Source organism: Micromonospora sp. S-DT3-3-22 (assembly GCF_015354745.1).
In the GTDB taxonomy this organism is placed as follows: Bacteria; Actinomycetota; Actinomycetes; order Mycobacteriales; family Micromonosporaceae; genus Micromonospora; species Micromonospora wenchangensis.
The window spans coordinates 1-14,895 of sequence record NZ_JACGMO010000157.1 but is presented as its reverse complement, the minus strand read 5'-3'; the positions used below and the strand labels follow the sequence as shown (position 1 = coordinate 14,895).

Genomic DNA, 14,895 nt, shown 5'->3' with positions numbered 1-14,895 from the left:
GCGGCACCGGCGCGGCCCGGCTGCTCGCCTTCACCACCCATGTCGTGCCGGTGCCCGAACCGGCCGCCCCGGTGGCCCCGCCGGTCGTCGAGGAGGCGCCGGAGAGCCTGCTCGACGCGCTGGTCGGCCGGCTGGCCGGGCAGGGGCCGCCGGCCCACCAGGTGTGGCTGCCGCCGCTGGACCGGGCGCCCGCCCTGGACGAGTTGCTCGGCCCGCCCGGCGTCGACCCCGAACGGGGGCTGACCTTCGCCAACCCGGAGCTGCACGGCGGCCTCCAGGTGCCGGTGGCGGTGGTCGACAAGCCGTACGAGCAACGACGGGACCTGCTGTGGCTGGCGCTGGGCGGGGCCGCCGGGCACGTGGCGGTGGTCGGCGCGCCGCAGAGCGGCAAGTCGCACGCGTTGCGGACGCTGGTCTGCGCGCTGGCGCTCACCCACACGCCGGCCGAGGCGCAGGTCTACTGCCTGGACTTCGGCGGCGGCGGGTTGACCGCGCTGCGGGAGCTGCCGCACGTGGGCGGGGTCGCCGGCCGGGCCGACCCGACGGTGGTCCGGCGTACGGTCGGGGAGATCGCCACGCTGCTCGCCGAGCGGGAACGCCGCTTCACCGAGCTGGGCGTCGAGTCCATGGCGGCGTGGCGCAAGCGGCGGCGGGCGCTCGCCGCCGCCGGTCAGCCCCCCGTCGACCCGTTCGGTGACGTGTTCCTCGTCGTCGACGGCTGGGCCACCCTGCGCGGCGAATACGACGACCTGGAACCCCTGATCACCGACCTGGCCACCCGGGGCCTGTCGTACGGGGTGCACGTGGTGGCGAGCGCGGTGCGCTGGCTGGACTTCCGCCCCGGCATCCGGGACCTGTTCGGGTCCCGGATGGAGCTGCGGCTGGGTGACCCGTCCGACTCGGTGGTGAAGCGGGTGGCGGCGGCCGGGGTGCCGGAGCAGGCGGGGCGGGGCATCACCGCGCAGAGCCTGCACTTCCTCACCGCCCTGCCGCAGCTCACCGGCGGGGACACGGCGGATCTGGTGAAGGCGGTGGCGGGTGCCTGGTCGGGGCCGGCCGCGCCCCGGGTGCGGCTGCTCCCCCCGGTGCTGCCGTACGCCGACCTGGACACCACCGCCGGCACCGGGCTGGCGTTCCCGATCGGGGTCGCCGAGGCGGACCTGCGTCCGGTGCTGCTCGACTTCGCCACCGAGCCGCACTTCGTGGTCTTCGGCGACGCCGAGTGCGGCAAGTCGTCGTTCCTGCGGGCGCTGGCCACCTCGATCGTCGCGCGGTTCACCCCGGAGCAGGCCCGGGTGATCCTGGTCGACTACCGGCGCAGCCTGCTCGGCACCGTCGAGACCGACCACCTGATCGGGTACGGCACGGCGGCGGCGCACACCACCGAGCTGATCGAGTCGGTCGCCGGCTACATGCGGGGCCGGCTGCCCGGCCCGGAGGTCACCCCGGCCCAGTTGCGGGACCGTTCCTGGTGGTCCGGCCCGGAGTTGTTCATCCTGGTAGACGACTACGACCTGGTGTCCAGCGGCCCGGCGAACCCGCTGCGTGGGCTGGAGGAACACCTGCCCCAGGCCCGGGACGTCGGCCTGCACCTGGTGCTGGCCCGCCGCTGCGGTGGCGCCGGCCGCTCCCAGTACGAGCCGGTCGTGCAGCGCCTGCGGGAGTTGTCCACCGCCGGCCTGGTGATGAGCGGCAGCCCGGACGAGGGTCAGCTCGTCGGCGCGGTCCGGCCGGGGCCGTTGCCGGCGGGGCGTGGTCGGCTGGTCACCCGGCGCGAGGGGGTCCGCCTCGTTCAGCTGGCACATCTGCCGCCACCGTGATCCGGGTGTGCCGGAACGTGCCGTGTCGGCAGCCGGAACCGGTAATCTCCGAGCAGCATGTGTCCCGCGTGATGAATGGCTGACGATGTGACCAGGGTTCGGCAGGGCTCTCCGACGGCGCTGCACCGGTTCGCCGGGCGGGCGCTGCTCGGTGTCGCGGCGACCACCGTCACCGTGCTCGGCACGGCCCCGCCGCCCGCGTCCGCCGTGGCCCCGTCCTCGTCCACCCTGGTCGGGACGCGGGCCGGCAGTCCGCTGGCCGAGCCCGACTTCGCCCCGGTGCAGGCGCGTGCCGACCGGGTCCGCGACGACCAGTTCCAGCTCGACGAGTTGAACGCGGCCACCGCCTGGCGTACCTCGACCGGGCGTGGCGTCACGGTGGCGGTGATCGACTCCGGGGTGGACGGCAACCACCCCGACCTGGTCGGCCAGGTGCTGCCCGGCATGGATCTGGTCTCCCCCGGCGGCGGTGACGAGCCGGACCCGGTGGGGCACGGCACCACGGTGGCCAGCCTGATCGCCGGGCGGGGCGACGACCGGCGGGGCGTGGTCGGGCTCGCGCCGGACGCCCGTATCCTGCCCGTGCGGGTGCTCGACAACGAGAACCGGTACGACGACGCGATGATCGTCGCCCGGGGGGTGCGCTGGGCGGTCGACAACGGCGCCCGGGTGATCAACCTGTCGCTGGGCGGCAGCGGCGACAGCCCGGCCCTGGCCGCCGCGCTGGACTACGCGTTCGCCCGGGACGTGGTGGTGGTGGCCTGCACCGGCAACGTCGCCACGTCCACCACCTCGAAGGTCTGGTATCCGGCGCGGGAGCCGGGGGTGATCGCGGTGGCCGGTCTGGAACGCGACAGCGAGAACCTCTGGTCCGGTTCGATCACCGGTCACGCCACCACGTTGACCGCACCGGCGACCGGCCTGGTCGGGGCCCGCCCGCCGAGCAACTACTGGGGCGTGCAGGGCACCAGCTTCGCCGCGCCGCTGGTGACGGCGACGGCCGCCCTGGTCCGCGCCCGCTACCCGGACATGTCCGCCGGGGACGTGGTGAACCGGCTGCTGAGCACCGCGAAGGACATCGGCCCCGTCGGCCGGGACGACCGTTTCGGGTACGGCCTGGTCGACCCGGTGGCCGCGCTCACCGCCGACGTGCCGCTGATCGGCTACAACCCGTTGGACGACAACGACTCCCCCGGGGTGGTCGGGTTCGGGCCGGCCCCCGGTTCCGCCGAGGACGCCCGCGCCGGTGGCACCGGCAGCGACCCGCTCGGGTTCACCGCGCCCCGCCAGCAGACCCGGTGGACGGCGCAGCCGGCCGGCGGCGCCGACGAGGACGCCCCGCGTCGGCTGTGGACGGGTGTCGCCGTCGCGGCGGCCCTGGTCACCGGGGTCGCGTTGATGGTCCGCCGGTTCCGGCTACGGGGCCGCTGAACCGGGCCTGATTGCGGGTTCGGGTGGGTAGAGCAGGTCGCATGAGTTCCTCCGGTCCGCGTACCTCCGTGTCCCCGTCGGGCCGGTCCTGGCGGGACCGCCGCCTGGACCCGGACCACTCGCTCGGGTTGCGGCTGACGCTGGCGTCGACGGCGGCGTTCCTGGTGCTGGTGCCGTTCGCGCTGCTGGCGGTGCTGGTGGTCGGGGCCTGGCCGCCGCTGCACGACCTGGACGCGGCGGTCACCGACGCCCTGCACCGGTTCGCCGCCGACCATCCGGTGTGGGTGCGGGTGATGAAGGCGTGGACACATCTGGCCTCGCCGGGGCCGCTGCGGGTGGCCGCGTTGGTCGTGGTGGTGTGGCTGTGGCGTCGCGGGGCCCGCCGGCTGGCGCTCTGGGTGGTCACCACGATGGTCGTCGGCGGGACGTTGGGGGCGGTGCTGAAGCTGCTCGTCGGCCGGGACCGCCCGGAGCTGCTCGATCCGGTGGCGCGGGCCGCCGGGTACTCCTTCCCGTCCGGGCACGCGCTGAACGCGACCCTCGCGGCGGGGGTGCTGCTGCTGGTGTTCCTGCCGTTCACCCGGGGTCGTCCGGCGGCCCGGGTGGCGCTGTGGACGGTGGCCGTGCTGCTCGTCGGGGTGACCTGCCTGAGCCGGGTGGCGCTGGGCGTGCACTGGGCCAGCGACGTGCTCGGCGGTTGCCTGCTGGGGGTGGCGGTGGTGGCGGCCACCGCGGCGGCGTTCCGTACCTGGCGGGAGCAGGTCGGGCTGCCGGGCGGCCGGGCCACGGTCGACGGGGTGGCGCCGGAGCTGACCGACCCGCACGCGTAGCGGGCCTCCGGTCCGGGTACTGGGCGGCCATGTCAGCCATTGCTGCACAGGTCGCCAGGCGGGTGCTTCTTCCGGTGGCCCTGCTGCTCTCGTTCATGGTCCTGCTCGGGCTGCTGGTGACCCGGGTCCTCGACGACGTCTGGCCGTTCACCGTGGAGGACGCGGTCAACCGCGAGCTGGCGGCCGACCGTACCGGGGGGTGGAACGACGTCTCGTTGGTGTTCAGCACGCTGGCCAGCACCCAACTGATCGTCGTGGTCACCGTGCTGGTGGCGCTGGCGCTCCGGCTGGTGCTGCACCGTTGGCGGGAGCCGCTGTTCCTGTGCGCGGCGGTGTCCGCCCAGGCGCTGGTCTTCCTGCTCACCACGATGGCGATCGACCGTCGGCGGCCGGCGGTGGAGCACATGGACGTCTCCCCGCCGACGTCGAGTTTCCCGTCCGGCCACACCTCGGCGGCGGTCGCCCTCTATGTCGGCATCGCGCTGCTGCTGGCGCTGCGGGCCCGCAGCACCGCCGGCAAGGTCACCTGGTGGACGCTGCTGGTGCTGGTCCCGGTCGGGGTGGCGCTGACCCGGATGTACCGGGGCATGCACCATCCGAGCGACGTGGCGGCGTCCTTCGTCAACGGCGGCACCTGCGTGGCGATCATGGCGCGGGCGGTGCTCGACAGGTCACTGACCTGGGGTCGGGCCAAGCTGCCCGGCCTCACCCCGGCCGGCGGTGACGCCCCGGCCACCGCGCCGGCCGGCGGCTGACCACCCCCGGCCCCGGCCGGTCGGGCCGCGTCCGGGGGCTCAGGTGCAGTCGCCGGTGCCCACTCCCCGGGTACGCTCCGCGCCGGCCAGCGCCACCGGCCGGGCCTCCTCGGCGGTCACCGCGAAGCCGGTGTTCGGGTCGTCCGCCGCCGCCGCGAAGATCACCCCGAGCACCAGCCCGTTGGAGGAGACCAGCGGCCCGCCGGAGTTCCCGCTGCGCACCAGCGCCCGGATCGTGTAGATCTCCCGGTTGACCTTGCTGGCGTTGTAGATGTCCGGGCCCTCGATCCGGTCGACGTCGCGGATGCGGGCCGGGCGGGCGTCGTACGGGCCGTCGAGCGGGAAGCCCAGCACGATCGCGTCCGCGCCGCTGCCGGCCTGCCCGGCGGCGAAGCGCAGGGACGGACCGGGCAGCCCCGGCACGTGCAGCACGGCGAGGTCGCGGTCCGGGTCGTAGACGACGACCACGCCGTCGTACCGTTCGCCGCGCAGTTCGACCGCGACGGAGCGGGTGCCGGCGACGACGTGCGCGTTGGTCATCACCCGGTCGTCGGCGTAGACGAAGCCGGAACCCTCGATGCGGCGCGAGCAGCTCGGCGCGGACCCGAGCACCTTCACCACCGCCCGCTGGCTGTTCGCCACCACCTGGGAGCCGGCCAGCGCCGGGTCCGGCGGGGCGACCTGCCGGGCCGAGGTGCGCCCCAGCCCGTTGAAGACGTCGGGGAAACCGTTGGTGTCGACGGTGTCGCGCAGCGCCGTGGACAGCTCCTGGGCCTGGTCGGGCAGGACCCGGTCCACCACGGTCAGCAACGCGCTGTTCTTGACCGAGGCGGCCAGCCAGGGCAGCGACGAGGAACCCAGCGGCACGGCGACCAGCCAGGCCACCAGCATCACCGCGAGGATCGAGACGAACGCGCCGCCGATGTCGTCGGCCCGCTTGGCGACGTCGTTGGTGATCGTGCGGCGCAGGTGGGAGCCGAGCCAGCCGGCCAGCGCCTGACCGAGGACGGCGAGCCCGAAGACGGCGACCAGGGAGACCAGCACCCGCGTCCCGCTGTCGATGAACTGGCGGGCCAGCATCGGCCCGAGCTGGAGGCCGATGAGCGCGCCCAGGAAGAACCCCGAGAACGACAGCGCCCCGATGACGAAGCCCTGACGGTATCCGCTGATCGCGAACACGAGCATGAGCAGGAGCAGAACGAGATCCACGGCCGACACCGGTCAAGGGTACGTGCACCGGACACCGGTACGGCGCTGCGGCTGCGGAACGTGATGGTCAGGTCAGCGGACCGGCCAACTCGTCGGCCCTGTCGGTGCCGGCGGAGGGGGCCGGGGTGGCACCGGTCGGCGGCAGCTCGACCACCCGCGAGCGGGGCCAGGGGCGGGCCCACCCGGCCATCTCCAGCAGCGCGGCGAGCACCCCGGCGGTGAAGCCCCAGACCAGCATCCCCCGGACGGAGAACGCCGGGCCGGTCCAGCCGCTGGGGTGGCGGACCCGCATCCGGTTGGCCGGGTCGACCAGTTCGGCGACGGGCAGCCGGGCCACGTGCGCCACCTCGGCCGGTTCCCGGGGGTGCACCGGGTGCGGGCTGTGCCACCAGGCCAGCACCGGGGTGACCACGAACTCACTTACCGGAATCCAGAGCCTCGGCAGTTCGGCGAGGACGGTCACGCTGGCCGGGTCGAGGTCGACCTCCTCGTTGGCCTCACGTAGCGCGGTGGCCCGCGCGTCGGCGTCCCCCGGGTCGGCCGCGCCGCCGGGGAAGGCCGGCTGGCCGGCGTGGTTGCGCAGGGTGGCGGCCCGCTGGAGGATCAGCACGTCGGGGCCGACGCCGGGTTCCTCGCCGAGCAGCACCAGCACCGCGCTCTCCCGGCCGCCCTGCTCGGGGGTGGTCAGCCGGGTGAAGTCCTCGGCCCGGGCGGTGCCGAGCCGGCCCAGCAGCGGATCGAACCAGGACGGCGGACGGCGGTTCATCGGGTCGACCCGGCACCGGCGGTCGGTCTCACGCGGGCACCACCAGGCCGAGGTGCCGGCGGACCAGGTCGGCGAGGCGGGCGTCGTCCAGCGCGCCGGAGGTGTCGGTGTGCGCGATCCGCCCCTGCGCGTCCACCAGCAGGGTCAGCGGCACCGCCGTGCGGCGCAGCTCCCGTTGCAGGGCCTCGCCCTGGTCGAACAGGACCGGGAAGCGGATGCCGAAGTCCTCGCCGATGGCCTGTGCGCCGTCCCGGCTGTCCCGGCTGTTCACCCCGATCACCTGGAGCTGGCCGGCGGCGCGGACGCTTAGCCGTTGGAAGGCCGGCAGTTCCTGGCGGCAGGGCGGGCACCAGGAGGCCCACACGTTGATCACGGCCGGGCCGTGGATGTCGCGCAGCGCCACCGGGGCCCCACCGGTGAAGCAGGAGAGCACCAGTTCGGGCAGTGGGCTGCCGGTGTCGGCGACGGCGGACCCGGTCGGCGTGGGGGTCGGGCCGGGCGCGGTGGTGAGGGTGGCGCAGTCGGCGAACGGCGAGGGGCGCGCGGCGCGGGTGGGGCCGGTGGCGGAGCCCTCCCCGCCGCCGGTGGCGGTGCAGCCGGCGAGCACCAGCAGCACCGGGACGAGCAGCGCGGCGAGCCGGGGCTTCACGGCGCCTCCGCGACGACGGCCTGCGCCGGCACCAGCTCCGGGTCGACCCCGGCGGCGACCGCGAGGTCCCGGGCGCGGGGGCCCTTGAGCAGCTTGGCGGCGGCGGCCGGCTCGGTCGGCCCGAGCCCGTACGACGGGCAGAGCCGGGTGAGGGTGCACGCCCCGCAGGCGGGCTTGCGGGCGTGGCAGACCCGCCGGCCGTGGAAGATGATCCGGTGGGAGAGCATGGTCCACTCCCGCTTCGGGAAGATCGCCCCGATCTCGTGTTCGATCTTGACCGGATCGGTCTGGATGGTCAGCCCCCACCGCTGCACCAGCCGCTGGAAGTGGGTGTCGACGGTGATCCCCGGGACGTCGAAGGCGTTGCCCAGGATGACGTTGGCCGTCTTGCGGCCGATCCCGGGCAGCGTCACCAGGTCGGCCAGCCGGCCGGGGACCCGGCCGTCGTACCGCTCGGTCAGGGCCTGCCCCAGCTTGATCAGCGAGTCGGTCTTGTTGCGGTAGAACCCGGTCGGCCGGATCAGCTCCTCCAGCTCGGCCCGGTCGGCCCCGGCGTAGTCGGCGGCCGTCGGGTAGCGGGCGAACAGCTTCGGGGTGACCTCGTTGACCTTCTTGTCGGTGCACTGCGCGGAGAGGATCGTGGCGACGGCCAGCTCCAACGCGGTGGTGTGGTCCAGTTCGCAGTGGGCGTCGGGGTGCGCCTCGGTCAGCGCCCGGCCGATCCGCCGGGCGCGCCGGGTGCGGCCGAGATCCGTCTCGACCCGGCCGGGAGAGCTGATGGTCACGCCGGCCAGCCTACGTCGCCGCCCCGACAGGCCGCCGGACCACGCCCCCGGTCAGCCGGCGTCGGGCGGGCTGATCTTCCCCTTGCCGTCGAACCGGGCGGCGGTACGCGGGAAGTCGTTGGTGCTGAGCTGCTTGACCAGGCCGAGCCCCTGCCCGGCGGGGTCCATCCCCGGCTTGCCCACCGAACTCATCCGGGTGGAGGTGAACGAGCCACCGGCGAAGCTGCCGTCGGGCTTGAGCGAGACCTTCAGCACCCCGCCCCAGCCGAGCCGGCCGGTCGGGTTGAGCGACCGGGCGCCCCCGGCGAAGTTGCCCAGGCTGTAGGCGATCAGCCGGCCCTGGTAGAACTCCATCCCGCGCAGTACGTGCGGGCCGTGCCCGACGATCAGGTCGGCCCCGGCGTCGATCATGGCGTGGGAGAACTTCACCGGGTCGCCCCGGTTCTCGCCGAGGAACATCTCGGTGCCGGGGCGGACCCGGGTCTTGTCCGACCCCTCGCCACCCATGTGCACCTGCACCACGACCAGGTCGGCCATCGTCGTGGCCTTCTCGACGACCCCCTTGGCGGCGTCGATGTCGACCAGGCTGTTGGACCACGGGTACGACGAGAAGCCGGCCACCGCGACCTTCACCCCCTCGACCTCGACCACGGTGATCTGGTCGGGTGCGCCGGTGTGCTTGAGGCCGTGCTTCTCCAGCGCCTGCTGGGTGTTCTCGTAGCCCTGCGGGCCGAAGTCGTAGCCGTGGTTGTTGGCCTGGTTGAGCAGCTGGAAACCGGCGTCCTTGAGGTGGCCCGCGTACTCCGGCGGGACCCGGAACTGGTAGCAGTTGCTGGCGTTCGCGCCGCACTTGCCGGTGCCGGTGTCGGTGGTGAGCGGCTCCTCCAGGTTGCCCATCACCAGGTCGGCCTTGAGCGCGCCCTTGACCTCGTCGAAGAAGCCCTTGCCGCCGTTTGCGGGCAGCCGGGACGGGGCCATCCCCATGACGATGTCCCCGGTCGCCGACAGGGTGATCGCCTCGGTCTTGCCGGCCCCCCCGGTGGTCGGCACCGGGGAGCCGGTGGCGCCACCGCCGCCGCCCGGCCGCCAGACCGGGTCCGGGCTGTCGGACGACTGGCCGCAGCCGGCGAGGAGCACGGCGAGCAGCGCGCCGCAGGCGAGCGCGGTGCGGCGGCGGGGACGGGGCTGGAGGAAGGCGGCAGAGTACATCGCCCGCGACGCTACCGGGTGGCCAATCGACCGACGACGGGCCGATCGGACGGAAGTTCAGCCCGTCCGCCGCTGCGACCACGGGACGCAGGGCACCGCGCCGCCGTCCCGGACGGCCGCGTGGACGGCGCGGGCGAGCGGCGCGCCCCAGGTCGACCGGGGTCCGCCGTACGGCTCCGCCGGGTCGCCCGCCGGGCAGAGCACGGTGACCGCGTCGGTGGGGGTGCCGGTGCCGGGCAGGCCCAGTTCCCCGATCGCCTGGCACTTGGCCTCGGTGGCGGTGGCGACGGCGTTCACCAGCGCCGCGTCGCCGAGCGCCGCCGGCACGTACACCACGATGTTGACCGTTCCCACCCGCTGCGCCGGGGCGTGGGCGGGGTCCGGGGCGGCGGCCCACAGGGGGGTGCCGAGGCCGACGGTGGCCCAGGCCCGGACCCCGGTGTCGGTCCGGGTCACCACCTCGGCGACGTCCACGCCGGTGAGTAGGCCGACCCCGGGCCCGTCGAGGTCGAACCGGTCGGCGAGCGCGGCCAGGTGGGCCGCCGGGTCGTCCCGGTGGTACGACATCGGCACGGTCGCGTTGACCACCCAGTTGCGCGGGCCGACGCCGCCACCGAGCGGGCCGGAGCTGACCGACCGCAGCGGGGCGCGGGCCCGCCACACGAGCACCGGAATGTCCCACCCGTCCTCGGGGCGGTGGGTCAGCACCGGGTCGCTCAGCACCCGGACACCCTACGACCGGCGGCGGCGAACCCCGGTGACCAGGTGGTTCGGGCGGACGATCATAGTGCCCGATCGGGTCGGTGAGGTTACGCCCAACGATCAAGATTCCAGGGGTGCAGCTCTGATTCGTCCTCACGTGCGCCTAGACTTGGCGGCGCGCGAGGGATCAGCGGACGGCGGACCCGGCCGAGGGACGGCAACGCGCAACCGGAGGTGCGCGATGGACGAGGTACTGGCCCGCAGCGGGATCTTCCAGGGTGTCGACCCGGAGGCTGCCGAGGCGCTCGCCAAGGAGATGGAGACGATCGACGTCCGCAAGGGCGAGATCGTCTTCAACGAGGGCGAGCCCGGCGACAGTCTCTACATCCTCCTGTCAGGCAAGATCAAGGTCGGGCGTCGGGCAGCCGACGGCCGGCAGAACCTGATCGCGGTGATGGGCCCGTCGGACATGGTCGGTGAGCTGTCGCTCTTCGACCCCGGCCCGCGTACGGCCACCGCCACCGCGGTCACCGACACCCGCCTGGTCCGGCTGCGCAAGCAGGCGCTGCGGCCCTGGCTGAACAACCGGCCCGAGATCGCCGAGCAGCTGCTGCGGGTGCTCGCCCGCAGGCTGCGCCGGACGAACGACTCGCTGGCCGATCTGATCTTCACCGACGTGCCGGGCCGGGTCGCCAAGAACCTGCTCCAGATGGCCGGCCGGTTCGGCACCCGCGACGGCGGCGTGCTGCGGGTGACCCACGACCTGACCCAGGAGGAGATCGCCCAGCTCGTCGGCGCCTCCCGGGAGACGGTCAACAAGGCGCTCGCCGACTTCGCCTCGCGGGGCTGGCTGCGGCTGGACGGCAAGAGCATCATCATCCTCGACCCGGAGCGCCTCGCCCGCCGCGCCCGGGTCTGACCGGACGTACGCACCCCGAGCCGGGGCCGCCCCGACCGGCGGCCCTGGCTCGTCGGCATTCCGGCCCGGCGACCGTTCCGCCTGCCCCTACGGCGGGCCCGGTCGATCGGGTCAGCGACGGCGCGCTCTGCCCGCCGCAGAATCTCTCGACAACCCGCTCCGCCGGACGCGACCCTGGACCGGTGCTGGAACGGGTCGCAGTGCTCTCCGACGTCCACGGCGCGCTACCCGCGCTGGAGGCGGTGCTGGCCGAGCCGGAGGTGGCCGCCGCCGACCTGATCGTGGTCACCGGTGACGTGGCGGCCGGCCCGCAGCCGGTCGAGGTGCTGGACCTGCTGGCCGGGCTGGGTGACCGGGTCCGCTGGGTGCGCGGCAACGCCGACCGGGAGCTGGTGCAGGCCCGCGCCGGCCGGCCGTCGGAGCACGACGTCTCGAACTGGGCGGCCGGCCAGCTCCGGGCCGACCAGGTGGACCTGCTGGGCGCGCTGCCGCTGACGCTCACCCTCCCGGTCGCCGGCCTCGGCCCGGTGCTCTTCTGCCACGCCACGCCCCGCGACGACGAGGAGGTGGTGCTGGTCGACTCCCGGCCGGCCCGCTGGGCCGAGGTGTTCGCCGGGCTGCCCGCGCAGGTGCGCACCGTGGTCTGCGGGCACACCCACATGCCGTTCACCCGGCTGGTCGACCGCCGTCTGGTGGTCAATCCGGGCAGCGTGGGCATGCCGTACGGCGGGCCGGGGGCGTACTGGGCGCTGCTCGGCCCGGGGGTGCAGCTCCGCCGTACGGCGTTTGACGTCGACGCGGCCTGCGCCCGGGTCGCCGCCGGGTCGGGCTATCCGGACGCCGCCGCCTGGGCGGACGAGTACCTGCGCTCCCGGCACAGCGACCTCGACGCGCTCACCGCCTTCGCCCCGCGCGACGGCCGCTGACCGGCCACCGGGACCGGGGGCGGCGCGGTGGGCCCCGACGGGTCACCCGGAGCCGAAAAAGTCAGGCTTGACTGTTTGTTTCGACGGCGGCACGCTGTTCCCGTGTCCACCCCGGCGACCCGCGTCCCCCAGCAGGAACGCAGCCGCGCCACCCAGGCCCGGCTGCTGGAGGCGACTGTCGACTGCCTCGTGCGGTACGGCTGGTCGGGCACCACCACGACCGTGGTCGCCGCCCACGCCGGCGTCTCCCGGGGCGCCCAACTACACCACTACCCCACCAAGGCGGCCCTGGTCACCGCCGCCGTCGCCCACCTCGCCGAGCGACGCGCCGAGGAGCTACGCGTCGAGGCCGAGGCGCTGCCGGTCGGGTCGCAACGCCTCGACCGGGTGGTCGACCTGCTCGGCGTCGCCTTCACCGGGCCGCTCTTCGTCGCCGCGCTGGAGCTGTGGGTGGCCGCCCGCACCGACCCGGAACTGCGCGACGCGCTGGTGCCGCTGGAGGCGCGGGTAGGCCGGGAGATGCACCGGCTCACCGTGGCGCTGCTCGACGTGGACGAGCGCCGCCCCGGCGTCCGCGAGGCCGTGCAGGCCACCCTCGACCTGCTGCGCGGGCTCGGCGTGGCCAACCTGCTCAACGACGACTCGGTCCGGCGTACCGCCCTGCTGCGCACCTGGAAACGCCAGCTCGCCACCCTGCTCGCCCCCACAGCGGCAGCACCCGGCCACGACGACCCGACCTGACCCGTACTCACCGGCCCACCCGACCGGAGGCACCATGGTCGACCCGACCGCACTGCTCGTCGACCTGACCGACGAGTCCGACCAGCTCGACGCGCTCGTCGCCGCACTGCCCGCCGGGGCGTGGACGCGACCGACCCCCGCCCCCGGCTGGACCGTCGCCCACCAGATCGCCCACCTCGCCTGGACCGACCACGTGGCCCGGCTGGCCGCCACCGACCCGACGGCGTTCCACGCCTCGGTCACCTCGGCCCCCGATCCGGGGCGGCTGGTCGACGACGGCGCGACGGCGTTCCTGGCCCCGCCCGACGTGCTGCTCGACCGCTGGCGCAGCGGCCGGGCCGCGCTCGCCACCGCCCTCGCCGCCGTCCCCGCCGGGGAGAAGCTGCCCTGGTACGGCACCCGGATGTCGGCCGCCTCGATGGCCACCGCCCGGATCATGGAGACCTGGGCCCACGGCGAGGACGTCGCCGAGGCGCTCGACGTCACCCGTACCCCGACGGTGCGGCTGCGGCACGTCGCGCACCTCGGGTTCCGTACCCTCGGGCACGGCTTCGCCGTCCACGGCCGCCCGGTGCCAACGACGCCGGTGCGGGTCGAACTCGGCGCACCCGACGGGTCGCGCTGGGCCTTCGGGCCGGCCGACGCGACGGACCGGGTCGTCGGCCCGGCGCTCGACTTCTGCCTGCTGGTGACCCAGCGCCGGCACCGCGCCGACCTCGCGCTGGTCGCCACCGGCCCGACCGCCGACGCCTGGCTCGACGTGGCCCAGTCCTTCGCCGGCCCGCCGGGGGCCGGCCGCGCACCCCGCGCGAGCGCAGCCGGGACGGCCGTCCGGTGACCGGGGTGCTGCGGGTCGGCAACGCCTCCGGCTTCTACGGCGACCGGTTCACCGCCTGGCGGGAGATGCTCGACGGTGGTGAGCTGGACGTGCTGACCGGCGACTACCTGGCCGAGCTGACCATGCTGATCCTCGGCCGGGACCGGCTACGCGATCCCGGCCTCGGCTATGCGAAGACCTTCCTCCGCCAGCTCGAAGGGTGTCTCGGCACCGCCCTCGACCGGGGGGTACGGATCGTCACCAACGCGGGCGGGTTGAACCCGGCCGGGCTGGCCGCCGCGATCGGCACGCTCGCCGACCGGCTCGGCCTCGCCGTCCGGGTCGCCCACGTCGAGGGTGACGCCCTGGCCCGACCCGACGCGCTCACCGCCAACGCCTACCTCGGCGCGTTCGGCATCGCCGCCTGCCTCGACGCCGGGGCGGACGTGGTGGTCACCGGCCGGGTCACCGACGCCTCGCTGGCGGTCGGGCCGGCCATCGCCCGGTTCGGCTGGGGGCGGGACGACCTGGACGCGCTGGCCGGGGCGACCGTCGCCGGGCACCTGATCGAGTGCGGGGCGCAGGTCACCGGGGGCAACTTCAGCTTCTTCACCGAGCTGCCCGACGGCGGGCACCGGCCCGGCTTCCCGATCGCCGAGATCCACCCGGACGGCTCGTCGGTGCTCACCAAGCACCCCGGCACCGGCGGCGCGGTCACCGTCGAGACGGTCACCGCCCAACTGTTGTACGAGGTGGACGGCCCCGACTACCTCGGCCCGGACGTGGTGACCCGGCTGGACACGGTACGGCTGCACCCCGACGGGCCGGACCGGGTCCGGGTGGACGGGGTCCGGGGCACCCCGCCGCCGGCCACCCTCAAGGTGGGCGTCAACAACCTGGGCGGTTTCCGCAACGCGATGACGTTCGTGCTCTGCGGGTTGGACGTCCCGGCCAAGGCCGCCCTGGTCCGGGGGCAGATCGAGGCGGCGGTCGGCGCGGACGGGCTGGAGTTCACGCTGGCCCGTACCGACCACGTCGACGCGGTCGACACCGAGACGGCGAGCGCGCTGCTGCACGTACACCTGCGCGACGGTGACCGGGCGCGGGCCGGGCGGGCGTTCTCGGCGGCGGCGGTGGAACTGGCCCTCGCCTCCTATCCCGGGTGCACGCTGACCAACCTGCCCGGCGACGCCACCCCGTACGGGGTCTTCACCGCCGACGCGGTGCCGCAGGCCGACGTGCCGCACGTGGCCGTCCTGCCGGACGGCACCCGGCTGCCGGTCCCCCCGCCCCGGACCGTGACCCCGGCCGGGACGCCGCCCGGGGCCGGGCCGGC

The 14,895-nt window shown here is 74.8% G+C and carries 15 protein-coding genes; 9 read left to right on the top strand and 6 right to left on the bottom strand.

Going from position 1 to position 14,895, the window contains the following annotated elements:
* From eccCb to H1A17_RS30405, 4 genes are all read left to right on the top strand, one after another.
* The coding region (gene eccCb / locus H1A17_RS30420) for a type VII secretion protein EccCb (protein WP_194823504.1) at nucleotides 1-1,820 on the top strand (1,820 nt) is incomplete at its 5' end.
* A gap of 75 nt (nucleotides 1,821-1,895) precedes the next feature.
* Entirely contained in the window at nucleotides 1,896-3,251 is a 1,356-nt protein-coding gene (gene mycP / locus H1A17_RS30415) for a type VII secretion-associated serine protease mycosin (protein WP_168222575.1), read from the top strand.
* A 41-nt stretch (nucleotides 3,252-3,292) separates the two neighbouring features.
* The gene (locus tag H1A17_RS30410) at nucleotides 3,293-4,081 is read left to right on the top strand and encodes a phosphatase PAP2 family protein (RefSeq protein WP_194823503.1); all 789 of its coding nucleotides are present in this window, start codon (nucleotides 3,293-3,295) and stop codon (nucleotides 4,079-4,081) included.
* A gap of 29 nt (nucleotides 4,082-4,110) precedes the next feature.
* Nucleotides 4,111-4,836, top strand: coding sequence for a phosphatase PAP2 family protein (locus tag H1A17_RS30405; RefSeq protein ID WP_194823502.1), 726 nt, complete (start codon nucleotides 4,111-4,113; stop codon nucleotides 4,834-4,836).
* Between the two features lie 39 nt (nucleotides 4,837-4,875).
* Here the strand turns inward: H1A17_RS30405 and H1A17_RS30400 are convergent, their stop codons facing one another.
* Genes H1A17_RS30400 through H1A17_RS30375 form a run of 6 tightly spaced genes read right to left on the bottom strand, consistent with a single transcriptional unit; the run spans nucleotide 4,876 to nucleotide 10,177 of the window.
* Nucleotides 4,876-6,054 carry a MarP family serine protease gene (locus H1A17_RS30400; RefSeq protein ID WP_088643850.1) on the bottom strand — a complete coding sequence of 393 codons (1,179 nt, stop codon included), beginning with the start codon at nucleotides 6,052-6,054 and terminating at the stop codon, nucleotides 4,876-4,878.
* 58 nt (nucleotides 6,055-6,112) lie between these two features.
* A complete protein-coding gene (locus tag H1A17_RS30395) occupies nucleotides 6,113-6,811 on the bottom strand; it encodes a CoA pyrophosphatase (protein WP_145922119.1) in 699 nt (232 codons plus the stop codon).
* Nucleotides 6,812-6,839: 28 nt separating this feature from the next.
* The gene (locus tag H1A17_RS30390) at nucleotides 6,840-7,460 is read right to left on the bottom strand and encodes a TlpA disulfide reductase family protein (protein ID WP_145922120.1); all 621 of its coding nucleotides are present in this window, start codon (nucleotides 7,458-7,460) and stop codon (nucleotides 6,840-6,842) included.
* Nucleotides 7,457-8,275 carry an endonuclease III gene (gene nth, locus H1A17_RS30385; protein ID WP_194823505.1) on the bottom strand — a complete coding sequence of 273 codons (819 nt, stop codon included), beginning with the start codon at nucleotides 8,273-8,275 and terminating at the stop codon, nucleotides 7,457-7,459. The genes H1A17_RS30390 and nth overlap by 4 nt, the downstream gene beginning before the upstream one ends.
* A gap of 21 nt (nucleotides 8,276-8,296) precedes the next feature.
* Nucleotides 8,297-9,454 carry a CapA family protein gene (locus H1A17_RS30380; protein WP_194823501.1) on the bottom strand — a complete coding sequence of 386 codons (1,158 nt, stop codon included), beginning with the start codon at nucleotides 9,452-9,454 and terminating at the stop codon, nucleotides 8,297-8,299.
* A gap of 57 nt (nucleotides 9,455-9,511) precedes the next feature.
* Nucleotides 9,512-10,177 carry an adenosylcobinamide amidohydrolase gene (locus tag H1A17_RS30375; RefSeq protein ID WP_145922123.1) on the bottom strand — a complete coding sequence of 222 codons (666 nt, stop codon included), beginning with the start codon at nucleotides 10,175-10,177 and terminating at the stop codon, nucleotides 9,512-9,514.
* A gap of 220 nt (nucleotides 10,178-10,397) precedes the next feature.
* On the opposite strand from H1A17_RS30375, the gene H1A17_RS30370 reads away from it, so the two are divergent.
* The 5 genes from H1A17_RS30370 to H1A17_RS30350 all read left to right on the top strand — a co-directional run.
* Nucleotides 10,398-11,075 (top strand): Crp/Fnr family transcriptional regulator, encoded by a 678-nt coding sequence (locus H1A17_RS30370; RefSeq protein WP_067306583.1) that lies wholly within the window; start codon nucleotides 10,398-10,400, stop codon nucleotides 11,073-11,075.
* A 182-nt stretch (nucleotides 11,076-11,257) separates the two neighbouring features.
* Nucleotides 11,258-12,001, top strand: a complete 744-nt coding sequence (locus H1A17_RS30365; RefSeq protein WP_145922124.1) for a metallophosphoesterase — start codon at nucleotides 11,258-11,260, stop codon at nucleotides 11,999-12,001.
* 102 nt (nucleotides 12,002-12,103) lie between these two features.
* Nucleotides 12,104-12,742 (top strand): TetR/AcrR family transcriptional regulator, encoded by a 639-nt coding sequence (locus H1A17_RS30360; RefSeq protein ID WP_145922125.1) that lies wholly within the window; start codon nucleotides 12,104-12,106, stop codon nucleotides 12,740-12,742.
* Nucleotides 12,743-12,776: 34 nt separating this feature from the next.
* Nucleotides 12,777-13,580, top strand: a complete 804-nt coding sequence (locus tag H1A17_RS30355; RefSeq protein WP_145922126.1) for a TIGR03084 family metal-binding protein — start codon at nucleotides 12,777-12,779, stop codon at nucleotides 13,578-13,580.
* A partial coding sequence (locus H1A17_RS30350; protein WP_194823500.1) for an acyclic terpene utilization AtuA family protein occupies nucleotides 13,577-14,895 on the top strand: 1,319 nt, incomplete at its 3' end. The genes H1A17_RS30355 and H1A17_RS30350, both read left to right, overlap by 4 nt.